Consider the following 23,189-nt stretch of genomic DNA (forward strand, 5'->3'; position numbering starts at 1 on the left):
TATGAAAATCGTACCTTTGACACATGAAAATACTTCAAGATTTCGAATTATTATTTCAACATGAGCTTCAGGAGTTATATGATGAGGATGAAATAAAAGCTATATTCTTAGTGGTTGTTGCCGAAAAGTTTGGGTTAAATAGAACCAATTATCAATTGAGAAAAACAGCTATCGTCAACGAGGCGGATAAGGCTGAAGTACTTAGCATCCTTCAGGATTTAAAAAAGCACAGACCTATACAGTACATACTCAATAAAGCAGATTTTTATGGTGAAGTTTTCCAGGTCAATGAATCGGTCCTCATTCCACGCCAGGAAACTGAAGAACTTGTCGATCTGATCATCAAAAACCATAAATCTTCTCAAAACCTAAAAATTATAGATATCGGAACTGGCTCTGGCTGCATCCCTATCACCTTATCAAAGCATCTCAATAATGCCCTGGTAACCACGATAGACATCTCAAAAGAGGCGATAAAAACAGCACAGGAAAATGCTAATAATTTAAAAACTCAGGTTCAATTTATCAATGCGGATATATTTGAATGGGAATACATTTTCTCCGACCAACAATACAATATCATTGTATCCAATCCGCCCTATATAACCCCGGGAGAAAAGCAGCATATGAATCAAAACGTATTGGCTTACGAACCTGAGCTCGCATTATTCATTGAAGAAAGCGCTCCGTTGATTTTTTATGATGTTATTTCATCCTTTGCACTGAAACATTTAGCCCCAAATGGAGATCTATATTTTGAAATCAATCAATATCTCGGTGCAGAAATGAAAGAACTTATGGTCAAAAAAGGATTTGAACAGGTCAGACTCATAAAAGATATCAATGGAGCAGACCGAATAATCCATGCAAAAAAAGCGCGATAAAAAATAATCCGTTTATTTATTAAGCAGTTAAGGCCTTTTTATCAAAATTTGCACGCAATAATTTGGCATATATCAAAAGAAATTCTACCTTTGCATCACTTTCAAAAACAGAAAGGATTCCGTAGCTCAGCTGGTAGAGCAATACACTTTTAATGTATGGGTCCTGGGTTCGAATCCCAGCGGGATCACTAAAGAAAAGCTAATCGCAAGATTAGCTTTTCTTGTTTTAAAGATATTAGGATTCGAAAGAAGGGTCGGCCGGGTTCGATCCAATGGAGGCTCAGGGGTGTGCTTGGGAAATGAGGGGCTGAGCCAATCCCAGCGGGATCACTAAAGAAAAGCTAATCGCAAGATTAGGTTTTCTTATTTAACACTCACGGGCACTTCTTTTTGTCCTGAAAAAATTACCGGTAAAACCGAAAAGCTACAACAAAACCAATGCGCAACCCCATTCAGCCTATAGTTTACCGATAATCTAATATTGGACTGTTCTCACAAAACTATTTTCATTATCAGTTGTCTCTATTTATACAGACAAAAATTTTAAATTTATACAGACAAAAATTTTAATGATGAAAAGGCAATTAACATACATAATAATGTCATCCTCTTTTTTCCTTATTACAAGCTGCTCCGCAATAGAAGGGATATTCAAGGCTGGTGTTTGGACAGGCATCCTCATCGTAGTTGTTATAGTCGCCCTTGTCCTTTGGATCATCAGTAAACTTTTCGGTGGCACCAAATAACAGCCTCCTCTTTTAACAAACTTTTCGACACCTTTCGCCCGAATACCAACAACATCTCATCAATTCTCATTAACAACGCTTTTCTTGATCTCCATTTGAAAACATGTTTTTTATCTTATCTTTATAATTTCAAGAATTTACGGGCTCAATACATTAAAAATAGTAACCGATAATTCAAGAATAATTCTAGCGCTATCTTACCATCGTATTGACGCTAGAACATTTGTAATCAATGAAAGAGGATCGAGCACATGAAGAGATTTACGTTAAAAGAGATTGGCCAACAGTTAAACCTATCTCCAGGAACCATTTCCAAAGCACTAAACGATAGCCATGAAATAAGTGCAGAAACAAAAAAGCTAATCTTAGATTTTACGCAGAAAATCAATTATATACCAAATTTCTCCGCAAAAAGCTTAAAAACGGGGCGTTCAAACACCTTAGCAATCATTGTTCCATTTATTTCAAGCTCTTTTTTCTTTGATTTCTACGAAGAGATCTCGCACATTCTATCGCAGACGAATTATAAACTGATCCTATTGCAGACTTTTAACGACGAGAAAAAAGAAAAAGAAGCGCTGGAACTTTGCATACAAAGCAATATCGAAGGAGTGATCATTTCCCCTGTGAAAAATGATTCAAGCTTATCGCTTTTGTTTTATATGATGGAGCAGGTTTGTCCTGTTATTATTTTCGACCGAATAAACCATCAGCTCGATACATTCAAAATCGGAATCCAAAACAACAAGGTCATCTACCAGGCAACAGAAGAAATGATCAAAAACAGAAGAGAAAATATCATTCTTTTACTATGTAAAGATATTGGCGGAAATGTAAGCCGTATAAAAGGATATAAAGATGCACTCTTCAACGCCGGCGTACCCTTCAAAGAAAAAAATATTATAGAAATATCCTATTCCAGCCCCAAGGACAATATCGATGACGAACTGGAAAGCAAAATAAACACGTTATTAAATAAGCCCTCCGCTCCAAATGCACTCCTCTCAACGACAGACACCTTGTCGTTAAAAGTTTTGCACATATTAAATAAATTGAAGGTGAAAATTCCTGATGACATGAACTTAATTGGCTTTAGCAACACCCCCTTTGCCAACAGTCTCAATCCATCTCTAACAACAATCACCCAACCAACACAGCTTATGGCAGAAAAATCGGTAGAACTCCTCTTGCAGATGTTAAAGAAAAAGAACAAAAAGAATTATTTCGAATTCGAGACGTATTTTTTGGACTGCAGTATCGAACACCGAAAATCCACATCATCCCTTTAAAGAAAAGGTCAAAATTCCATAGCGGAATTTTGACCTTTTCAGAAAATACCGATCTCTACTATTAACGATCGACCGCAACATCCACCAATTAAACCTTACTTAATCAATGATCGCAATGCATGGACAGGCAAATCTATTTTAGTATCATTGGATAGATTCCCGTTCAATGTTCCCCATTGCAAACTATCTAAACGGACAGATGATTTCCCTTCAGTTTTGATATTCAGAAGACCAACTTTGGCTTCAGGTCCTTTCCTATTGAAATAAACTTCTGAATTGTTTGCCACAATATCTGCACTTTGATAATTCGTACGCGGAAGTCCCAAAACACTATTCGTCGTGTTAACAAATAAACGACCAACAAGAGAATTCCCCTTACTGTCCGTCCCGCCAAGATCATCAATAGTGGAATTTGTCAGGTTCAGGTTCAACGTATTTATAACGGATTTCTCTGCAAGGGAAAATACCTCAACGCTATCACCTACAACAGTCAACTCGTTCAACTTGGCCGACAACTCGTTAATACCCGCATTTTTTAATTTTAAAACCTTAAGATCAGGTGAAAAAATATAGATTGACTTATAAAACCCCTCTCCTCCTGATAAAAGATCTAAGGTAAGATTGCCAGATTGATCGACATTCGCTTTCACAAAGTCGGCTTGACTTTTATTAACTTTAACCATAAACTTATCGCTTTTCACCCAGTACAACCCTACACCGCTTGCATTGGCACCTACAATATAAAGCTTATCGAAAGCTGCCAAGGGGAACGACCGGTAATAAACATCCTTTGCACCTGGCTTAGATACCTCCTGCTCAACATCAGCATTATATTTTTTCGCATCCACTCGATTTATACGAACAAGGTAGGACGCGACAAGCATCGGAACCGCGAATAAGCCTATTGCTAATCCCATTATTATTTTTGTACTTAATTTCATGACTCATTTTGATTAAAATTCTGACTTACAAACCGTCTATAACGTTGCTCTAACTCATCCAGACCGATTTCCAATAAATAAATATTACGAAAAAACAAGGGAAGATCTTCTTCTAGAAAAATTGCCTTTCTATATAACTTCACATTCTTCACCGATTCTTGTGTCAGAAAAAAACCGATCCCGCGCTTATTGGCTATAATTTCTTTCTGCTGCAACATATCGTAGGTCCGCATAACAGTATTGGGGTTAACCTCCATCTGAACTGCCAATTCCCTTACTGAGGGGAGTTTTTCATCCACTTTCCAGGTCGCTAGCAAAATATGATCACATACATACTCAGCAATCTGAAGGTAAATGGCTTTATTTGCATTGAACTCCATATCAAATCTCCTTTTCTTTTAGCCTTAAAAAAGCAACTGCCCAAATCATTATGGTAAGCAACACTCCTACAGCGCCGATCAATGCAAAAATATGATTTGAATCAGACCAATAGTTATTATCCATTGTACCTACGGTATCCTGGGTCTGAGTCTTCATTAAGTAAACAAAAAGACACATCCAAACAACACAGTAAAGCACAAGAAAAATAGCCGTCTTTACATATTGATAGTTTTGGTAGACGATCCCACCAAGTAAGAAAATTGCATTCAGAAGAATTGGTATAAAACAAAAATAATAAGCCGGTTCAGGGTATTGAACCTTGAAAAAGTACTGCCATAGATCCACACTGACCGTCTCCCCTGATGGCTGTACTTCATTTACAACGACAGAACCAACGCTCCTCAAATAAGAAACAAATGCCAGATCGATCAAATAAAAGACCAATAAGTATGAACCAATACTCACGACAACCGTATAGAATAAGCTGACCAGAAACTTTTCCAATTGTGACGCCGGAATCATCAGCTCAAAAATCGCCCGGGTCTTTTTCCCTAAATCAGCAAAATAACTGCTCGAGATAACCGTTACAAAAAAGAGTCCCAAGATACAAAACAACGGTGCTCTGAAATTTAGCAACGAATAAACAGTATTCTTTTTGATGTCATCATAATTTGACCCCAAATTAACCGCATAAAAACCAAAAATTACCCCGGCAATAATCCCTATTGACATCAGATAAATTCGTCCAAAACCAATCCATTGTCTTCGAATCAGTCCAAAAAAACGCGTAGCATTAAATAGATTTGACATATTCATCAAGTTTAATAAGGTCCGTAATTTTTTCCTTGCACTGTAACACAGCATTAAATAACAACTCCAAATCCAGTTTCGAATCTTCTACCGCCGAGTTTGGGAGAATAACATTAAAACCGCCTACTCCTTCTTCGGAATAGAGTGTATCCAAAGGCAATTCTCTTACTTTTTTAAAGCATAAACGATCAGTAATCACATGCATCGGAGCATTGAGTGCAACCTTATGATCATCAAGCAGAATAACAGCATCAATAAGATTATCCAGATCACGCACCTGATGTGTGGAGATAATTACACATCGATCGTCAGTAATGGCAGAAGCCATGATCTTTCGAAACTGAACCTTAGAAGGAATATCCAAACCATTCGTTGGCTCATCCATGATGATCACTTTCGTGTTAGACGCTAAACCGAAAGAAATAATATATTTCTTTTTCTGTCCATAACTCATGTTTGCTAATTTTTGCTCAATAGGAATATCGAACTCACGAATAAGCTGATCGAAATATACCTGATCGAAGTTGGGGTAGAACCCTGCATTAGCCTTCAGAAACTGTTCCGATTTTACGGCAGGGAGATAAAACTCTTCCGGAATAAAACTAATCTCTCTTAACAAGGAAGGTTCCCTTCGATTAGGGTTATGCCCCAGCACATCAACTCGCCCCGAAACAGGATATACCAAACCGGCAATATTCTTAAGCAAAGTTGATTTACCAGCACCATTCTTCCCCAACAAGCCATAGATATGCCCCTGCTTCAATTCAAGATCCATATGAAGAAAGAGTGGCCTTGATTTACTATAGCTGAAATTTAGATTTTGGATAGTAACCATACTACTGTATTATTTAATTAATACACTAATATAGAAACGAATTTTATATAATTCCAAAAATATTTTAAAAAAAATACAGGCAGGGCTTTGCTTACGCTCAGGCATTACTTTATTTTAATAGCGCCAATCGGGCATAGGACAACATAAACACTCAATTTATGTAATAAACATAATGCAATGACAAACAAATAGTTATTTAAATACATTATGAAATTCATAATAAACAAAAGGCAACTTTAACGAGATGCGTTATCCGTGTTAAAAAACTGAACAAATTACAACTATCCGCCAAAACTAAAATAACCCCATTCTAAGCCTAAATAAATTAAAACCACACAAACCCCTTGAGAAAAACAAACAACACCTCAGAGAGGCTAAAAACAGCCAAAACCAAAACATACAAGAGTAGTATTGATTACTCAATAGGAAATACCTTTGTTCTTGCAATCATTTGAACTGTGTGTTTGGACTAGTTAATCGTTATTCTCCACCTGACCGATGAATACCAAATTACACGCAATAGCAGTATTAACCAAGAGTTAAACAAAACACAAAACAAACTAATAATCAAAACAATAAAAAACTTATATAAACAAGAAATACACATAAATATGACATACCTTGAACAACAGATTAGTCAACTGATGAAAAACCGTCGTTTATTTTATGTGATGATATTGCTTAAAATAGCTTTAAATCTATTTTATTATCATCTTTGTCTGTATGATGAATTACATTTATCCTTTCATTCTAGCGATGCATTCTTTATGGAGATGGGAGGTATTGATTGTGCTAACGATTAGTCTCGCGAACTTTTTTTACAAAAGAAAAAAGGAACTTCCATTCTCCCCTACCGATCAATTTCTTGTAAAAATTACGGTTATTTCTTTTTATATTCAGCTATTTTTGGGTTTTAGCCTCTATGTACTGAGTCCCATCACACAGTACTTTCTGCAACATTTTAACGAAGCAGTTCACCTCAGGCAAATTCGCTTCTTTGGCATGGAGCACAGTAGCATGATGATTATTGCCGCAATCTGCTTAACAATAGGTGCCCTTAAAAGCAAAAACGCCGATACAAACGATCGACGTTTTAAAATATTATTAATCTGGTTTGGACTAGCTCTCCTGATCGTCCTTAGCTCCATTCCCTGGGAATTCTCGCCGCTGACAAGCAGACCTAGTTTTCGATCATTTTAATTAGCTATTTTGCCAGTTGGCTTTTCTCTTATTTCGCATTGCATCCATTCCTTCTTTGAAATCATTGGTTTTACGCAAATCCGCCAAGCTCTCCAATAGAAAGTTATACTTATCATCATAATCTTGCTCTTTTAATTTTCGCAGTGCTACAAAACCCCGTGATATGGCCAAGGGAGCATTTTCCAGGATCGTCCTTTTCAATTCAATCAATACTGTTTCTTCAGCATCCAGCATGCCATACAAGATTTCCTTTTCCAAAGCCTCCTCAGCAGAAAAAGACCGACCACTGATACAGAGATCCATCGCTTTTCTTTCAGGCATATATTCTGTAAGCAACGCCAACACCTGAAATGGAAAGAGTCCAATTTTCACTTCAGGCAAAGAAAAACGTACCTGTGGGAGAGCAAACAAATACGTACAGGATAATGCTATCAAAAAACCACCTGCAATAACATCTCCCCTAACAACACAGATTGAAGGCTTATCTAAACAGGCAAATATTTCTGCCAGTGACTTTTCAACCTTGGGAATTGCCGAATTTCCAATATCTAATGTAGGGTCCTCAAAAGCTTTAAGATCCATACCAGCACAGAACACCGGACCTTCAGCCTCTATTTGTACTAAACGAACATCAGGATTGCTATTCGCCAGATTCAATGCATAGGCTATTTCGCTCACCATTGTCGGACTAAAAGCATTTCTTTTATCCGAACGGGCTAAAGTCAAGTTGAACACATGTCCCTCAACGTGCACTTTAATAAAATTCAGTTTTTCCATCTACAAAATCATTTGTCTGAAGCTATGCTCCAACCCGATTATTTCAGCATCAGTCCCTCGTCCAAAATAATGCAATAACAGCTCTGAAGGTATATTACCGACTAAATCATCTTTTGCAAATGGACAGCCGCCATAACCGAGCAATGCGCCTTCAAATTTACGGCAACCTGCGAGGTAAGCTGCTTCAACCTTTGCAAGACTTTCCTCTCGCCTTGCATGAAAATGTGCACCTACTTCCAGTGTTGGAAAACGAGTTTTAACAAAACTAAATAATTCTGAAATCTGATTTGCATCGGCTTCTGAAGTTGTGTCTGCCAAAGAAAATTCCCGAATGCCAAGATCGCATAATTTCCCAATCCACTCTTCTACCAAAAGTGGGGACCAAGGGTCACTATATGGGTTTCCAAAAGCCATGCTAATATAAACGACCAGAGATTTATGCTGCGAGTCGGCCAAAGCTTTCATTTCTTTTACCTGCTGATAAGAAGCCGCCAAGCCCATATTGGTATTTCGAAGTTGAAAAGTTTCCGATATTGAAAATGGATACCCTAAAAAGTCGATTTTCTCCTCTAGAACTGCCTCCTGCGCACCCCGAAGATTGGCAACAATCGCCAATAACTTCACTTTCTCATTCGTTCTGATTCCTTCCAGTACTGCTTTTGTATCCGCCAACTGCGGAACTGCTTTCGGCGAAACGAAAGATCCAAAATCAATAACATCAAACAGCCCACTTTCGATTAACGCATTGATATGTTTAATTTTCTTATCCGTCTCAATAAAGTTATGAAGCCCTTGAACAGCGTCTCTTGGGCAATCAACCAACACAACTTGATCCCTCATAATATGCTATAAAATATCTTTCTCAATCTCTCTAGCAATCACCATTTTCTGAATGCTTGAAGTCCCTTCACCTATTGTACATAGTTTAGCATCTCTAAAAAACTTCTCGGCAGGATAGTCCTTTGTAAATCCATAACCACCAAAGATTTGTACAGATTCATTCGAGACACTAACGGCAGCCTCTGACGCATAAAGCTTAGCCATCGCACCAATTTTAGAAACACGATCTCCATGATCCTTTAAATAGCCTGCCTGCCTCGTCAACAGTTCACTGGCTTCCACCTGTGTAGCCATATCTGCAAGTGCAAAAGAAACCGCCTGAAATTCGTAAATCTTTTTCCCAAACTGCTCACGCTCGTGCGCATATTTCAACGCGCACTCGTAAGCTCCGCGTGCAATACCCAAAGAAAGTGCCGCAATAGAAATACGTCCGCCATCCAATAGTTTTAAAGCCTGCACAAACCCCTGCCCTTCTTCACCGATGAGTTGATCCCGATGAATCCGACAATTATCAAAAAACAGACAGGCAGTTTCTGAGGCGCGCATCCCCAATTTATTTTCTTTCTTTCCCGCGGTAAATCCAGGTGTACCTTTCTCAACAATAAAAGCTGACATCCCTTTTTTATCTCCCTTAGCCCCCGTCCGCGCAATAACGACAGCAACACTAGAACTGATGGCATGCGTGATAAAATTTTTAGAACCATTTAACACGTAGTGATCACCATCTCGCTCAGCAAATGTCGTCATTCCACCAGCGTCCGAACCAGAACCTGTCTCTGTAAGTCCCCAGGCACCGATCCATTCAGCTGTCGCCAACTTTGGAAGATAACGTTTCTTCTGTTCTTCACTGGCAAAGCTTAATATATGATTTGTACATAACGAATTATGTGCCGCTACGGAAAGTCCAATTGAGCCACACACCTTGGAAATCTCATCCAAAACGGTAATATACTCCTGGTATCCGAGTCCCGATCCACCATATTCTTCAGGAACGATCACACCCATAAAACCGTGTTCGCCTAACTTTTTAAAAACTTCTATTGGAAATATTTGGGCTTCGTCCCATTCCATCACATAAGGTTTGATATGATACTGTGCAAAATCTCGTGCACTTTGTCTGATCATATCCATTTGTTGTTTATTTTCAATAAACATAAGCATGAATATTAAATTTACAATCGGTAATTCAATTCAAATATATCAAAATATTTAGGAATAAAATTGCAAATATTTTAAAATTTTATTTTAAATTTATCTAAAAATAAGAAATTCTTAATTCAACAGCTTTTTAAAACCAAGATTATAAATTATGAAGGAGCTACTCGCATTACTTCGCCAAAAAAGAGAAAATTTAAAACTAGGTGGTGGCATCGATAAAATAAAAAAACTGAAAGAAAAGGGCAAAATGTCAGCCTGGGAACGAATAGAATATCTACTGGACTCAGACCGAGAATACCTGGAAATAGGCATGTTTGCCGGCGAAGGAATGTATAAAGAACATGGTGGATGCATAAATGCAGGCTGTGCAGCGGTACTGGGCTATGTAAAATCCAAACTATGTGTCATCGTCTCTAATGATGCAACCGTAAAAGCAGGAGCCTGGTTCCCTATTTCTGCCAAGAAAAATCTACGCGCACAGGAAATTGCCATGGAAAACAATCTTCCAATTATTTATTTGGTAGATTCTGCAGGCGTATTTTTACCGATGCAGGATGAAATATTTCCCGATAAAGAACACTTTGGCCGCATATTCCGTAACAATGCCCGAATGTCTTCCATGGGAATACCTCAAATTGCAGCAATCATGGGAAGTTGCGTGGCAGGGGGCGCTTATCTCCCTATTATGTCTGACTACGCCTTTATCGTCGAAGGAACAGGCTCTGTATTTTTAGCAGGCCCATACCTGGTCAAATCTGCAATAGGTGAAACCGTAGACGCTGAAACACTCGGCGGAGCTTCTACCCATTCGGAGATCTCCGGCGTGACAGACAATAAATTTCCCGACGACCAAAGTTGTTTAGAGGCTATAAAAAATGTTATCGATAAAATAGGTGGAAATCCAAAAGCTAATTTCAACAGAAAGAAAAGCCTTCCTCCAAAAACAGATCCGAGTAAAATAGTAGAGATTCTTCCCGAAGACAGGACAAAACCTTATCGCATGCAGGATATCTTGGATGCAATTGTAGACGCAGAGACTTTAGAAGAATACAAACCCGATTATGGAAAAACAATTGTATGCGCCCTCGCACGCGTAGACGGCTGGGCCGTCGGGATTGTTGCCAATCAACGTGAAATTATCAAAGCCAAGAAACCCGGCAACGCAATGGAAATGCAGATGGGCGGGGTCATCTATAGTGATTCAGCAGATAAGGCCGCGCGCTTCATCATGAATTGCAATCAGCAGAACATTCCGCTTGTGTTTTTTCAGGACGTCACTGGATTTATGGTAGGAAGCCGATCAGAACAAGGGGGGATTATCAAAGACGGAGCAAAAATGGTAAATGCAATGGCCAATTCCGTAGTCCCAAAATTCACTTTTATTGTTGGAAATAGTTATGGCGCTGGAAATTATGCGATGTGTGGAAAAGCGTATGACCCACGACTAATCTACGCTTGGCCTACCGCCCAAATGGCTGTCATGAGCGGTGCCGCTGCGGGCAAGACACTGTTTCAAATCCAAGAATCAGCTTTAAAAGCCAAGGGTCAAGAAATCAATGAAGAAGAAAAAAACAGTCTCCTTAAATCAATCGAAGATCGGTACAACGAGCAACTGAGTCCGTATTACGGTGCTGCAAGATTATGGGTTGATGGAATTATAGCACCTGAAGAAACACGAAAAGTCATCAGCATGGGAATTGAAGCTGCCAACGAAAAGCCTATTCTAGAACGGTATAATGTAGGTGTTATACAGGTCTGAGTGGAGTAAAATTAAATTAGAAAACCCCTCAAACGATAAACTTCGTCATCCGAGGGGTTTTCTAATTAGGTATTTTTATAGCATACTATACTTAAGATCTTCTCCAGATTTTACTGATCGCTTCAAAGTCTAACAAAGATTCTCTGTTCCGCATAATATCTACTGACACCGCTTTTTCTACGGGCATCCCCGAAAAAATCTTCTTAATAGGCAGCTCCAGTTTTTTACCGCTTAACGTGTAAGGAATAGCCGCTACTTGAAAAATATCGTCAGGCACATGTCGCGGACTATATTGCTGCCGAAGCTCCCTTTTAATTTCCCCTTTTAACGCATCGTTCAATAAACCATTGTCCAATTGAACAAAAAGCAACATATCAGATGATCCATTTTCATGATCTACACAGATAACCAAACTATCCAAGACCCCTTCAGTTCTATTTAATACATTATAGATCTCTGCAGTACCTATACGTACCCCACCCCGGTTCAGCGTTGCATCTGAACGACCGTACATAATTATGCCATCATGTGCAGTGATCTTAATCCAATCACCATGGCTCCAAACACCGCTATATTTATCAAAATAACTATCAAAGTATTTTTTATTCGCCAAATCATTCCAAAAATAGATGGGCATACAGGGCATGGGAGCTAAAATAACAAGTTCTCCCACCTCTCCATAAAGATGATGGCCATTCTCATCAAATGCTTCTATCTTAGCTCCTAAGGTGCGACATTGGATCTCCCCCGCATGAACATCAAGCAATGTACACCCCGAAAGAAAGGCACTGCAAACGTCTGTACCACCACTTAGCGAGACAATTTGACTCTCTGGAAACTGTACATTTAGCCATTCAAATACATCTGGTGGAAGTGGTGAACCTGTCGACCCTATTGTTTTTGGCTGATAAGCCAAGGATTTTAAATCTTGATCCTGACAGGAGATGAGATAAGCAGCACCAACGCCAAAATGGTCCACCTTGCTTTCTTGTGCAAACTTCCATAAACTCAGTTTATCGGGATAATTCGTTGCCCCATCATAGATACACAATGTATTTCCCATTAAAAGGGCCGAAAGCGCGTAATTCCACATCATCCATCCAGTAGTGGAATACCACATGAATCGATCCCCGTCTTGCACATTTTGATGCAGTCCAAGTGCTTTCATATGTTCCAGCAGCATACCACCAACTCCATGTGTAATGGCTTTGGGCTTCCCGGTAGTTCCCGAAGAATACAAAATCCATATTGGCGCATCAAAAGGCATTGCCGTAAATTGGAGCTCAGCCTGTGTAAGATCCTTTTTCAGAATCTCTTCCCAAATATTGTCATCAATCAAAACACAAGCCAGTAAAGATGGTAGCCGCAGAGAAAGTTGTTTAATACTCTCCGCCTTTTCAAAAAGACGGCCATTATAGTAATAACTGGAATTTGCGAAGAGCACTTTGGGTTCAATCTGCTCAAAACGATCCTGAATACTCGCCTCCCCAAAATCGGGCGAACAACAGGACCAAACAGCACCAATGGAATTAACAGCCAAAAATAACGCAACAGCTTCAATGCCATTAATCAATACACCAGCAACGCGATCCCCACTTTGTACCCCTAGTTCTTTCAAATAGACCTGAAGTTTGAGAACCATGGATTCCAACTCAGTCCATGACACCTCTCTTTTAACTTGCTGTTCAGATTGAAAGATTAATGCCGGACGCTTTTTCGTTGTGTTTCGAAATACGTGTTCAGCATAATTCAAGGTAGCCCCAGCAAACCATTTTGTTCCGATAAAGCTTGTAGGATCTGTTGGCGACTCAACAATAGTTGTAAAGCCTGAATGAAACTTTATATTAAAATAGGTGGCTATACTCTTCCAAAAACTAGCCAGTTCCGTCGTAGACCATGCCCAAAGCTCCTGATAGGATGGAAAGAATAAGCCATGCTCCTTCTCGACATATTGTTTAAACTTATTGATCTCAGATTGAGATTTTTGCTCTTCTGTTGGGCTCCAGAGTAATTTCCCCATAATAGTTAGATATAAAACGGTTATATCCAAACTTAGATAAATTTACTTGTATATGCAATTTTAAATATTTCTGGCACCCCATAACTGCACAGCATATTTTTGGATTAAATACGAATGCTCAATTATAGCACTTCAATAGCTGTATTCATTTCTACCGGATGCCCCGTGCACAACAGTATTCTTCCTTGTTCAACTTCGCGGTCTGTTAACACCTCATTATAGTCCATTCTTACTTTCCCCCTTGTACACTGCGAAATACACGTACTACACATACCGGATTTACAAGAATACGGCAACTTAATTTTATGTTCCAGCCCTATATCTAAAATAGATTTATTGTAGGGAACCTCTAGATGATAAGTTTTACCTTGAAAAGATAGTTCGATGGCATAGGTTGTTGTATCGACTTCCTTTTCAGTCTCATCATCATCATCCTCTTCATTTTCGGGCAATAGAAATGTCTCTCGTTTTATCTGATTGGAATCAAACCCCATCCCCAAAAGTGTAAAACGACATAAGTCCATATAAATCACAGGACCGCAAGTATAAAACAAAGCATCTTCCTTATTTCCAAACAAATGATCGTTAACAATAGCATGTATATAGTCTCTATTTAACCTGGCTTTCATCAAGTATTTACTATTGGAGTAAATCCACACAATAGTTAAGCGGTCAGGGAATCGATCTGCCCAGTGCTCCAATTCCGATCGGAACGGTGTTAACTCCAGCGTACTATTACTGTAAATTAAAACTATTTTGGACTTACTTTCAGCAAGAAGCGCTGTTTTCAGAATAGCATACAAGGGTGTAATGCCAATTCCTGCAGCAAACAAAAATAAGGTCCGAACCTTTTCTGCTTCAGGTTCATATACAAATAAACCCTGAGGTTCCATTGCATTCACGATATCCCCCTCCACAATAGTATGGTGGAGCAGTCGGGATATTTCCCCATTTTCGACACGCTTAACAGTGATACTTAAGGGCTCATTATTATCAGGCGAACTATTAAAAGAATAAGAACGACGTACCTCACGATCACCAAACACAAAAGAAAGTGTAATAAACTGCCCAGCTTTATAGGAAGGATAGTCTCCTGCTATAGACTCAAGCTGAAAAGTAATGTTATTATTAGGTTGGGGGATAATTTTTGAAATCCTTAATGTATACATAAATCAAACTTAGCTAAATTTGCCTTTATAAACAATTATAATTCTCTGGATACCTGCCCTAAGACTACCTTGAAGCGTTCTTAAAAGCATGCAAATTATATGTTACATAAATATCGTAAACCAAAATTCAAAACAATATATGCCACCCTAAAAGATGAATTTATAACAATTTTGTTGTATTACAATTAACAGACAATTCTTGCACAATATTTGTAAAATTTCACGTTATATTTATATCAAAACTAATCACAATAAGATTATATGCAAACACGCAGAAACTTCCTTCAAAATGCAGCAAAGGCTACACTAGGCATCGCTGTATCTGGATCAATATTACAAGATATTGCTTCCGCGAAAGCTACTGAATTAAATGCCGCTACCTTAAAGTTTTCCCAAGTAAAATTACCTTTCAGTTATGCCGCTTTGGAGCCTAATATTGATGCGTTGACAATGGAAATCCATTATACAAGGCACCATATGGCCTATATTAACGCCGTTAACGAAGCCATTCTTGCTGAAAACATCAAAGAAGCCTCAGAGGAGCAACTTCTAGCAAACATATCTAAGTACTCTCCTAAAGCAAGGAATAACGCTGGTGGAGCTTGGAACCATAACTTTTTTTGGGAAAGTCTGTCCGATAAGCCGAGCCAGCCCTCTGAAAAATTATTGACCATGATCAATAAGACATTTGGTTCTTTAGACAAATTCAAAGAACAATTTGCCGCAGCAGCAACCTCACGATTCGGTTCGGGATGGGCCTGGTTGATTTTGGATGACTCAGGTAACTTAAAAATTACCTCTACTCCAAATCAAGACAACCCTTTAATGGATGTTGCAGAGGTAAAAGGTATCCCCGTTTTAGGCCTTGATGTATGGGAGCATGCTTATTACCTGCACTACCAAAACAAAAGAGCTGATTATATTAAAAATTGGTGGAATGTTGTGAATTGGAAAAAAGTCAATGAAAGACTAGCATAAAAAAAGCTCGATTAGTAATAATCGAGCTTTTTTTTATATCCGTTATGAACAACCTATCCCAACTTTTCTTTTAATTTGTTGACCTGAAAATCAACTAATTTTTGAAGTGGTCCAGAAGCGATCATCTTCATCATCATGTTGAGATCAGCATCTATAATAAAGGTTGCCTTTGTCACCGTATCAGCAACAACTTGCAATTCCCAACGAAGAGCAACTTCAAAAGGCGCCTTCTCCGACGGAACCAACTTAATAAATTGATTCTCACTACGCTCTTCTACCTTAAGAGCCAATTTTGCCATATTCTGAATTGTAAATCGAGCTTCGTCCGTAGTCGAAGACCAATTGTAGATATTTTCCGGCATCAACTGTTCATGATTGTTGAGATCCGCCAAAAATGCATACACCGCGCTGACATTTTTGTTGATTTCTGTTGTGTTCTGAATAGTAGTCATAACGATAAATTAATCTTTTTTATTGAAAATTATCTCCCCAAGTTGCAGGGTTCAATCGCCACTTTTTCAAGATCTCAATATCCTCTTCCAATACATAACTATTTTCAGCAGCGACCTGAATCAAAGCATCATAATTACATAAACTGAAATAAGGACATTTTGCATCGGCAAAATTATCAGTAGCTTGTTGCAATCCATAAGTAAAAATAGACACCAACCCAACAACATTGCAGCCAGCCTCACGTAATGCCTTTACAGCCACTAAACTACTCTTACCTGTCGAAATTAGATCTTCTATTACAACTACACGTTGACCGCTAACTACTTCACCTTCAATTAAATTCTGACGACCATGGTCCTTAGCTGAGCTTCTAACATAAGAAAATGGTAGTCCCAAATCCTGTGCTACCAAAACGCCTTGTGGAATACCTGCCGTAGCAACTCCAGAAATCATATCCACTGATCCAAACTCTTCTTGAATAAGCTTAGAAAGCTTTTGACGAATGTATGTACGAATCGCAGGATGAGATAAAGTGATACGGTTATCACAGTAAATTGGAGACTTCCAACCCGACGCCCATGTAAAAGGACTTTTAGGTTGCAATTTTATTGCTTTAATTTGCAATAAGGATTCAGCAACTTTTTGTTCAACCTCATTTAAATTATTCATGGCGCAAATTTATAAAATTTATATGAACGAAACCGTGCTAATTTTAGCAGATTTTGTTCCATCGAAAACCAAAAACCCACAAACAATTAGTTTTCAAGAGATTGACCTCCAAAAACTTTTCAAACAATCTGAAATTGATAAAGTTCCAAAAACATATCTCTACATCAACAAGGATTTTGAAACTGTATTTCAAAACTTAAAAAATAAAATTAAGCTCATCAAAGCAGCCGGTGGATTGGTGAAAAACGGTGATGGAGATTATCTTTTTATCTACCGATTAGGAAAATGGGACCTCCCTAAAGGTAAAGTCGAAGACAATGAAAAAATGCGGGAAGCAGCTGTACGCGAAGTTGAAGAGGAATGTGGCATTAAAATCAACTACTTAGGAAAAAAAATTACCACATCATACCATACTTATTTTTTGCGAAATGGAGAATTCGTCCTAAAAGCAACAAACTGGTATGAAATGGGAGTCAACAAAGTCCCTAAATTGATTCCACAAACCGCAGAAGATATTACAAAAGCGGAATGGCGTCATGTGGACCAATTTGAAGACATACGGAACAATACTTACCCTATTATCGAAAATATCCTCAAAAAGGCAAAATAAGTTGCCTTTTTGAGGTTCATCTGACACGAATAAAAAAGATCATACCTATTTTTATGTTATGGAAAATATAACAGGAAAAAGAGCCTTAATTACAGGTGGCGCGCGGGGATTAGGAAAAGCAATTGCCTATGCATTAGCGAAAGAAGGTGTTCATATCGCGATTACTGGGAGAAATGAAGCTGCTTTGAAGGATACGGCTGCGGAACTTGCCGAGCTAGGCACTGAGGTCACTTATGCCGTTTTTGACGTATCAAATTATAGTGCTGTACAACAGGAGATCGAGCAACTGAAAAACACTTTCGGCAGCTTTGATATCTTAATTAACAATGCGGGAGTGGCATCATTTTCCTCTGTGCTCGACATGGACGTTGCCGATTGGACATCGATCATTCATACCAATCTCTTGGGTACATACTTTGTTACAAAAGCTATCCTTCCACAACTGATTGAAAAAAATCAAGGCGATATCATTATGGTATCTTCGACTGCCGGATTAAATGGCGCGGCCACCACTTCCGCTTATAGTGCGTCAAAGTTTGGCGTCATCGGCTTCGCCGATTCTTTAATGCGGGAAGTACGGAAAAACAATATTCGTGTATGTACGTTAATGCCAAGCACGATCGCTTCCGATATGTCCAAAGAACTTGGACTTACCGATGGCGATCCAGAAAAAGTTCTCCAGCCTGAAGATTTCGCAGAGTTAGTAGTTGCCAATTTAAAACTACCAAGAAGAGCAATGCTAAAATCAGCATCTTTATGGTCTACAAATCCTTAACAGTTGAACCACGGTTCGCAAAGATTTAAATAAAGGCTTCTGAGGGGCTCTCTTTACAAAACAAAGAATTGATCAAGGCGGGAGCTTTCCTTGCTCCTGCCTTCTATAAACACGCAATTATGAGTCAATTATTTTCATCAGTAAATATTGGAAACCTCCAATTGAAAAATCGTTTGGTCGTATCTCCAATGTGCCAATACTCCGCAAAAGATGGTTTTGCAAATAACTGGCATTTGGTTCATTTGGGCCAGTTTGCAATCGGCGGAGCTGCAGCAGTAATACAGGAAGCAACAGCAGTTAGCCCTGACGGTCGAATCAGTGATGGAGACCTTGGTTTATGGGAGGACCAGCATATCGAAAAACTAAAAGAAATAACCGAGTTCATTAAAGAAAATAATTCCATACCGGGCATACAACTTGCTCATGCAGGCCGCAAAGCAAGCAGTAATAAACCTTGGGTCGGGCGGAATCAATTTTCACCAACGGATCCACAGGGTTGGCAAACAGTCGCCCCATCTCCGATCCCTTTCCATGCTGGAGATTATGAACCACAGGAGCTTGATCTAGACGCCATTGAAAATCTGATTGAACAATTCGGAACAGCAACGAAAAGAGCCATACAGGCAGGCTATGAAATTATTGAACTCCACGCTGCACATGGATATCTGATCCATCAATTTCTTTCACCACTGAGCAACTTACGGACAGACTCTTTCGGCGGGATCTTTGAAAATAGGATACGTTTTCTTATTGAAATTGTGAAAAGAGTAAAACGAGAAATAACAAGCCAAAGTTTATGGGTACGTATTTCAGCAACAGATTGGGCCGAAGCAGGCTGGGATCTACAGCAGTCTATAGCCTTATCACAACTACTGTATACATTGGGGGTAGATTTAATTGATGTGTCGAGTGGAGGCTTGGTCTCCTATCAAAAAATAGATGTCGAACCAGCATATCAGCTCCCTTTCGCCATCGCGATTAAGGAACATACCAAGAATAACGTTGCCACAGTAGGTTTAATCAAAACGGCTATTCAAGCGTCTGAGATCATCGCACAAAAGCAAGCTGATTTAATCTTAATCGCACGGGGATTTCTTGATGATCCACATCTTCCATTACATTTTGCCAAAGAATTAGATGCTGACATCCCCTGGCCTAAACAATATGAAAGAGCAAAATAAGATGAAACATTGTAAAATAGTCTGTATATGATCCATATCCTTAAGGAACAACCTTGTATAACAAACACAATGAGATAAGATTTAAAAATGAAATTAAACCTCAACAAGATACATCATATCGCTATTATCTGTAGTGATTATGAGCGTTCAAAGAAATTCTATACTGACATACTGGGCCTAGAGATTGCTAGAGAATACTATCGTGTGGAACGTGATTCCTACAAACTGGATCTCAAACTCCATGATCATTATATTATAGAACTTTTTTCGTTTCCATCACCGCCTAATCGGCTCAGCTTTCCAGAAGCCGCCGGTTTAAGACATCTTGCATTCGAAGTCGATAATCTCGACCTAGAATTAAATAAGCTCGAAAAATCAGGTGTATCACACGAAGGGATCAGAATAGACGAGTTAACAAATAAACGCTTTACATTCTTCTTTGATCCTGATCAGGTACCAATAGAACTATACGAACGTTAAAACAGAAAGCGGCATTGATTAAAACCAATGCCGCTTTCTGTTTTATTAGTGTATCACTAAGTGATTACAATTTACGTTTCACTTCAACTTGTTCGTAAGCTTCGACAATGTCTCCTACTTGAATATCATTGAAACGGTCAATATTTAAACCACATTCATAACCCATTGAAACTTCTTTCACATCATCTTTGAAACGTTTCAAAGATGCCAGTTTACCAGTATGAATTACGACACCATCTCTGATTATGCGGATATCATTATTTCTATTGATCTTACCTTCTTTAACCATACATCCGGCAATCGTACCAACTTTAGAAATTTTGAAAGTTTCTCTGATTTCAACCTCAGCAACAATTTTCTCTTCAAATTTCGGAGCCAACATACCCTCCATCGCAGACTTGATTTCATCAATCGCATCATAGATGATCGAATATAAACGTACATCAATTTGCTCGTTCTCTGCCAACTTACGTGCGTTTTGTGTCGGACGTACTTGGAAACCTATGATGATCGCATCGGAAGCAGAAGCTAACAATACATCTGATTCAGAGATCGCACCCACTGATTTATGAATGATATTAACTTGGATCTCGTCAGTAGACAATTTCAATAATGAATCTGATAATGCTTCAATAGAACCGTCCACATCACCTTTAACGATAATATTAAGTTCTTTAAAGTTACCGATGGCCAAACGACGACCGATTTCATCCAAGGTAATATGTTTAGTTGCACGCATACCTTGCTCGCGTTGTAACTGAAGACGTTTGTTGGCTACAGTTCTAGCTTCAGACTCGCTTTCAAGAACATAAAGCTTATCCCCTGCTGTTGGCGCGCCTGCCATACCCAAGATTTGTACTGGAACAGACGGTCCCGCCTCTTTAACACGTTCACCTCTTTCATTAGTCAAAGCCTTCACTTTACCTGAATGCGATCCCGCTAAAATAGGGTCTCCAACACGTAATGTACCACTTTGTATCAATACCGTTGTCACGATACCACGACCTTTATCCAAAGCTGCTTCAATTACTGAACCAACAGCGCGTTTTTTCGGATCAGCTTTTAGATCTAACATCTCAGCTTCCAATAGAACTTTTTCTAATAATAGGTCAACATTTTCTCCCGTTTTTGCTGAAATCTCTTGCGCTTGGAACTTACCGCCCCAGTCTTCAACTAAGATATTCATCGCAGAAAGCTGCTCACGGATTCTATCAGGATTTGCTCCCGGTTTATCTACTTTAGTAAATGCAAATACGATTGGTACTCCCGCTGCTTGCGCGTGGTTGATTGCTTCTTTTGTTTGCGGCATGACAGCGTCGTCCGCTGCAATAACGATAATAACAATATCCGTCACTTTAGCACCGCGGGCACGCATAGCCGTAAAAGCTTCGTGACCAGGAGTATCCAAGAATGTAATTTTACGGTCATCCTCCAATTTCACCGCGTATGCACCGATATGTTGGGTGATACCACCAGCCTCACCAGAAGTAACGTTCGCCTTACGGATATAATCCAATAAAGATGTTTTACCATGGTCAACGTGTCCCATGACCGTTACAATAGGGGCTCTTGAAACCAAATTCGCTTCGTTATCCGGTTCCTCAAGTTCAGCAGTCTCCTCATCCTCAGGTTTGATAAACTCTACCTGATAACCAAATTCATCCGCTACAATTGTTAAAGTTTCCGCATCTAAACGTTGGTTAATTGACACGAACATACCCAAACTCATACAAGTTGCAATAATTTGGGTTACCTGAACGTCCATCAAATTAGCTAATTCGTTTGCTGTTACGAATTCTGTAACACGCAATACTTTCGCCATCATTTCTTGCTCCATTGCAGCTTCTTCTGCATGTTGAGCAACATCGTCACGTTTCTGACGTCTCAATTTGGCACGTTGCGCAAATTTACCAGATTTACCTGCACCACTCAAACGAGCAAGTGTTGCCTTAATTTGATCTTGGATTTCCTTTTCAGTAGGTTCTTCCTTATTCTCAACAGGTCTTCCCTTACCTCTATTGTCAAAACGATTACCGTGTTGCGGTCTCGTACCTTGTCCTGGTCTACCTGGGTGTTGGTTGTTACCTCCTTGTCCTGGTCTACCCGGATGTTGGTTGTTGTTTTGCCCTTGACGATTGTTCGGGTTGTTGTTAGGACCATGATTCCCTCCTCGGTTACCCTGTTGGTCCCGGTTGTTGGGATTGTTGCCATCACGCGGCCCACGGTGTTGGTTATTATGACCTTGACCTTGCCCCGCATTTGGGTTTACTGGACCATTTGGATTCGTACGCTTACGCTTACGTTTCTCATTATTATTTCCAGCATTTGAAGATGAAGCCACTGGTTTGTGGGAAGGTCTAGCAGATGGTAATTCAATCTTACCAATGACTTTAGGACCTGTCAATCTCTCTGCACGAGCAGAAATAATTTCATCTCCTTGTTTTTTCACAGGCTCCACTATTGGAGTTACTGGTACAGCTTTCGGCGCTGTTTCTTCTTTTTTCTTGTCTTCTACCTTCACAGGTTCAGTTTTTGTCTCTACAACCGGAGTTGCTTTTACTTCAGTTTTATTTACTTCGGGTTTTTCTATTTCAGCTTTTGGTACAACAACTTCCGGCTTCTTTTCAATAACCTTTGGTTCTTCTTTTTTCGCTTCAACAATAGGCGCTTTGACTTCGGCTTCTTTCTTTTCTTCCACCTTAGCTTCAGCTTTAACCTCTACAGGTGTTTCTTTAACGGTTTTTGGTTCCTCCTTAACAGGTTCTTCCTTCTTGACCTTATTTCCGCCTCTATTCAATGCGTCCAGATCAATCTTACCAACCACCTTCATACCACCTTGATGAACGGGCTCCTCTACTTTTGCAGGAGTAGGTTCCTTAACAGAAGGGATTTCTACCGTATTTTTGACCAGGATTTCCTTGGATTCATCATGATCTTCGAAATCCTCATTCTTAGATGATTCCTTAGGAGAAGTGGACGGCGACTCCTCACGACGAATTTTGCCAATCACAATTTGTTTAGCTTCATCTTTCAGTGATTTGTCTCCCTGAAACTCTTTTAACAGCACACCATACATCTCTCCGCTCAATTTAGTGTTAGGCTTTGCTTCTACATCATATCCTTTTTTCACTAAACATTCCACGGCGGTATGTATCCCGATGTTGAGTTCCTTTGCTGCTTTAAGCAAGTTTGTTCCTTTTCCTTCAGTCATCTATAATATAAACTATTTTAATA

At 39.2% G+C, this 23,189-nt stretch carries 21 protein-coding genes and 1 tRNA gene; 10 read left to right on the forward strand and 12 right to left on the reverse strand.

Translation table 11 applies throughout. The features are described from left to right. Positions 1 to 23: 23 nt before the first annotated feature. The 3 genes from prmC (at position 24) to BV902_RS19425 (ending at position 2,919) form a co-directional block, all read left to right on the forward strand. Positions 24 to 884 (forward strand): peptide chain release factor N(5)-glutamine methyltransferase, encoded by an 861-nt coding sequence (gene prmC / locus BV902_RS19415; protein ID WP_075993361.1) that lies wholly within the window; start codon positions 24 to 26, stop codon positions 882 to 884. 115 nt (positions 885 to 999) lie between these two features. Next, a tRNA-Lys gene (locus BV902_RS19420) sits at positions 1,000 to 1,072 on the forward strand. Positions 1,073 to 1,881: 809 nt separating this feature from the next. Beyond that, entirely contained in the window at positions 1,882 to 2,919 is a 1,038-nt protein-coding gene (locus BV902_RS19425; protein WP_075993362.1) for a LacI family DNA-binding transcriptional regulator, read from the forward strand. A 95-nt stretch (positions 2,920 to 3,014) separates the two neighbouring features. Here the strand turns inward: BV902_RS19425 and BV902_RS19430 are convergent, their stop codons facing one another. From BV902_RS19430 to BV902_RS19445, 4 genes are read right to left on the reverse strand one after another with little or no spacing between them, the layout of a single operon-like run. Continuing rightward, the gene (locus BV902_RS19430; RefSeq protein WP_070567717.1) at positions 3,015 to 3,860 is read right to left on the reverse strand and encodes a hypothetical protein; all 846 of its coding nucleotides are present in this window, start codon (positions 3,858 to 3,860) and stop codon (positions 3,015 to 3,017) included. After that, entirely contained in the window at positions 3,857 to 4,240 is a 384-nt protein-coding gene (locus BV902_RS19435; protein ID WP_070567719.1) for a GntR family transcriptional regulator, read from the reverse strand. The genes BV902_RS19430 and BV902_RS19435 overlap by 4 nt, the downstream gene beginning before the upstream one ends. A 1-nt stretch (position 4,241) precedes the next feature. Further along, positions 4,242 to 5,051: a hypothetical protein gene (locus tag BV902_RS19440; RefSeq protein ID WP_157626142.1), complete on the reverse strand. Its 810-nt coding sequence runs from the start codon at positions 5,049 to 5,051 to the stop codon at positions 4,242 to 4,244. Further along, positions 5,035 to 5,886 (reverse strand): ABC transporter ATP-binding protein, encoded by an 852-nt coding sequence (locus BV902_RS19445; protein WP_075993364.1) that lies wholly within the window; start codon positions 5,884 to 5,886, stop codon positions 5,035 to 5,037. Before BV902_RS19445 ends, BV902_RS19440 begins: the two co-directional genes overlap by 17 nt. A 723-nt stretch (positions 5,887 to 6,609) precedes the next feature. Here BV902_RS19445 and BV902_RS19450 point away from each other — a divergent pair. After that, on the forward strand, positions 6,610 to 7,086 hold the full coding sequence (locus BV902_RS19450) for a hypothetical protein (protein ID WP_237241728.1): 477 nt from the start codon (positions 6,610 to 6,612) through the stop codon (positions 7,084 to 7,086). Here BV902_RS19450 and BV902_RS19455 read toward each other — a convergent pair whose 3' ends face one another. The 3 genes from BV902_RS19455 to BV902_RS19465 are packed head-to-tail and all read right to left on the reverse strand — an operon-like array spanning position 7,087 to position 9,858. Beyond that, positions 7,087 to 7,863, reverse strand: a complete 777-nt coding sequence (locus BV902_RS19455) for an enoyl-CoA hydratase/isomerase family protein (protein WP_075993365.1) — start codon at positions 7,861 to 7,863, stop codon at positions 7,087 to 7,089. Further along, complete coding sequence (locus BV902_RS19460; RefSeq protein ID WP_075993366.1) at positions 7,864 to 8,703, reverse strand: hydroxymethylglutaryl-CoA lyase; 840 nt, start codon at positions 8,701 to 8,703, stop codon at positions 7,864 to 7,866. Positions 8,704 to 8,709: 6 nt separating this feature from the next. After that, positions 8,710 to 9,858 carry an acyl-CoA dehydrogenase family protein gene (locus BV902_RS19465; RefSeq protein WP_070567729.1) on the reverse strand — a complete coding sequence of 383 codons (1,149 nt, stop codon included), beginning with the start codon at positions 9,856 to 9,858 and terminating at the stop codon, positions 8,710 to 8,712. A gap of 154 nt (positions 9,859 to 10,012) precedes the next feature. Here BV902_RS19465 and BV902_RS19470 point away from each other — a divergent pair, with 154 nt between their 5' ends. Further along, entirely contained in the window at positions 10,013 to 11,620 is a 1,608-nt protein-coding gene (locus BV902_RS19470) for an acyl-CoA carboxylase subunit beta (protein WP_075993367.1), read from the forward strand. A gap of 91 nt (positions 11,621 to 11,711) precedes the next feature. Here the strand turns inward: BV902_RS19470 and BV902_RS19475 are convergent, their stop codons facing one another. Together BV902_RS19475 and BV902_RS19480 are read right to left on the reverse strand one after the other, a co-directional pair. Continuing rightward, entirely contained in the window at positions 11,712 to 13,640 is a 1,929-nt protein-coding gene (locus BV902_RS19475) for an acetoacetate--CoA ligase (protein ID WP_075993368.1), read from the reverse strand. Positions 13,641 to 13,762: 122 nt separating this feature from the next. After that, a complete protein-coding gene (locus BV902_RS19480; RefSeq protein WP_075993369.1) occupies positions 13,763 to 14,809 on the reverse strand; it encodes a ferredoxin--NADP reductase in 1,047 nt (348 codons plus the stop codon). Positions 14,810 to 15,070: 261 nt separating this feature from the next. On the opposite strand from BV902_RS19480, the gene BV902_RS19485 reads away from it, so the two are divergent. Continuing rightward, positions 15,071 to 15,787, forward strand: coding sequence for a superoxide dismutase (locus BV902_RS19485; RefSeq protein ID WP_075993370.1), 717 nt, complete (start codon positions 15,071 to 15,073; stop codon positions 15,785 to 15,787). A gap of 53 nt (positions 15,788 to 15,840) precedes the next feature. Here the strand turns inward: BV902_RS19485 and BV902_RS19490 are convergent, their stop codons facing one another. Continuing rightward, the gene (locus tag BV902_RS19490; RefSeq protein ID WP_075993371.1) at positions 15,841 to 16,239 is read right to left on the reverse strand and encodes an SRPBCC family protein; all 399 of its coding nucleotides are present in this window, start codon (positions 16,237 to 16,239) and stop codon (positions 15,841 to 15,843) included. Between the two features lie 19 nt (positions 16,240 to 16,258). Continuing rightward, the gene (gene pyrE, locus BV902_RS19495; protein ID WP_070567741.1) at positions 16,259 to 16,909 is read right to left on the reverse strand and encodes an orotate phosphoribosyltransferase; all 651 of its coding nucleotides are present in this window, start codon (positions 16,907 to 16,909) and stop codon (positions 16,259 to 16,261) included. Between the two features lie 22 nt (positions 16,910 to 16,931). Between pyrE and BV902_RS19500 the strand changes: the two genes are divergently transcribed. The 4 genes from BV902_RS19500 (at position 16,932) to gloA2 (ending at position 19,955) form a co-directional block, all read left to right on the forward strand. Next, entirely contained in the window at positions 16,932 to 17,519 is a 588-nt protein-coding gene (locus BV902_RS19500) for an NUDIX domain-containing protein (protein WP_232475558.1), read from the forward strand. Between the two features lie 58 nt (positions 17,520 to 17,577). Next, a complete protein-coding gene (locus BV902_RS19505; RefSeq protein WP_075993373.1) occupies positions 17,578 to 18,294 on the forward strand; it encodes a 3-ketoacyl-ACP reductase in 717 nt (238 codons plus the stop codon). Between the two features lie 119 nt (positions 18,295 to 18,413). Next, positions 18,414 to 19,475: an NADH:flavin oxidoreductase/NADH oxidase gene (locus BV902_RS19510; RefSeq protein ID WP_075994877.1), complete on the forward strand. Its 1,062-nt coding sequence runs from the start codon at positions 18,414 to 18,416 to the stop codon at positions 19,473 to 19,475. Positions 19,476 to 19,562: 87 nt separating this feature from the next. Then, the gene (gloA2, locus tag BV902_RS19515) at positions 19,563 to 19,955 is read left to right on the forward strand and encodes an SMU1112c/YaeR family gloxylase I-like metalloprotein (protein WP_075993374.1); all 393 of its coding nucleotides are present in this window, start codon (positions 19,563 to 19,565) and stop codon (positions 19,953 to 19,955) included. A 64-nt stretch (positions 19,956 to 20,019) separates the two neighbouring features. Here gloA2 and infB read toward each other — a convergent pair whose 3' ends face one another. Further along, entirely contained in the window at positions 20,020 to 23,166 is a 3,147-nt protein-coding gene (gene infB / locus BV902_RS19520; RefSeq protein WP_075993375.1) for a translation initiation factor IF-2, read from the reverse strand. Between the last annotated feature and the right edge of the window lie 23 nt (positions 23,167 to 23,189).

It is taken from the genome of Sphingobacterium sp. B29 (assembly GCF_001952815.1).
GTDB classification, from domain to species: Bacteria; Bacteroidota; Bacteroidia; order Sphingobacteriales; family Sphingobacteriaceae; genus Sphingobacterium; species Sphingobacterium siyangense.

Bases quoted from the DNA above. Each gene is read 5' to 3' on its own strand.
- prmC (WP_075993361.1), top strand. From the start codon at position 24: ATGAAAATACTTCAAGATTTCGAATTATTATTTCAACATGAGCTTCAG.
- BV902_RS19425 (WP_075993362.1), top strand. From the start codon at position 1,882: ATGAAGAGATTTACGTTAAAAGAGATTGGCCAACAGTTAAACCTATCT.
- BV902_RS19430 (WP_070567717.1), bottom strand. From the start codon at position 3,860: ATGAAATTAAGTACAAAAATAATAATGGGATTAGCAATAGGCTTATTC.
- BV902_RS19435 (WP_070567719.1), bottom strand. From the start codon at position 4,240: ATGGAGTTCAATGCAAATAAAGCCATTTACCTTCAGATTGCTGAGTAT.
- BV902_RS19440 (WP_157626142.1), bottom strand. From the start codon at position 5,051: ATGTCAAATCTATTTAATGCTACGCGTTTTTTTGGACTGATTCGAAGA.
- BV902_RS19445 (WP_075993364.1), bottom strand. From the start codon at position 5,886: ATGGTTACTATCCAAAATCTAAATTTCAGCTATAGTAAATCAAGGCCA.
- BV902_RS19450 (WP_237241728.1), top strand. From the start codon at position 6,610: ATGATGAATTACATTTATCCTTTCATTCTAGCGATGCATTCTTTATGG.
- BV902_RS19455 (WP_075993365.1), bottom strand. From the start codon at position 7,863: ATGGAAAAACTGAATTTTATTAAAGTGCACGTTGAGGGACATGTGTTC.
- BV902_RS19460 (WP_075993366.1), bottom strand. From the start codon at position 8,703: ATGAGGGATCAAGTTGTGTTGGTTGATTGCCCAAGAGACGCTGTTCAA.
- BV902_RS19465 (WP_070567729.1), bottom strand. From the start codon at position 9,858: ATGTTTATTGAAAATAAACAACAAATGGATATGATCAGACAAAGTGCA.
- BV902_RS19470 (WP_075993367.1), top strand. From the start codon at position 10,013: ATGAAGGAGCTACTCGCATTACTTCGCCAAAAAAGAGAAAATTTAAAA.
- BV902_RS19475 (WP_075993368.1), bottom strand. From the start codon at position 13,640: ATGGGGAAATTACTCTGGAGCCCAACAGAAGAGCAAAAATCTCAATCT.
- BV902_RS19480 (WP_075993369.1), bottom strand. From the start codon at position 14,809: ATGTATACATTAAGGATTTCAAAAATTATCCCCCAACCTAATAATAAC.
- BV902_RS19485 (WP_075993370.1), top strand. From the start codon at position 15,071: ATGCAAACACGCAGAAACTTCCTTCAAAATGCAGCAAAGGCTACACTA.
- BV902_RS19490 (WP_075993371.1), bottom strand. From the start codon at position 16,239: ATGACTACTATTCAGAACACAACAGAAATCAACAAAAATGTCAGCGCG.
- pyrE (WP_070567741.1), bottom strand. From the start codon at position 16,909: ATGAATAATTTAAATGAGGTTGAACAAAAAGTTGCTGAATCCTTATTG.
- BV902_RS19500 (WP_232475558.1), top strand. From the start codon at position 16,932: ATGAACGAAACCGTGCTAATTTTAGCAGATTTTGTTCCATCGAAAACC.
- BV902_RS19505 (WP_075993373.1), top strand. From the start codon at position 17,578: ATGGAAAATATAACAGGAAAAAGAGCCTTAATTACAGGTGGCGCGCGG.
- BV902_RS19510 (WP_075994877.1), top strand. From the start codon at position 18,414: ATGAGTCAATTATTTTCATCAGTAAATATTGGAAACCTCCAATTGAAA.
- gloA2 (WP_075993374.1), top strand. From the start codon at position 19,563: ATGAAATTAAACCTCAACAAGATACATCATATCGCTATTATCTGTAGT.
- infB (WP_075993375.1), bottom strand. From the start codon at position 23,166: ATGACTGAAGGAAAAGGAACAAACTTGCTTAAAGCAGCAAAGGAACTC.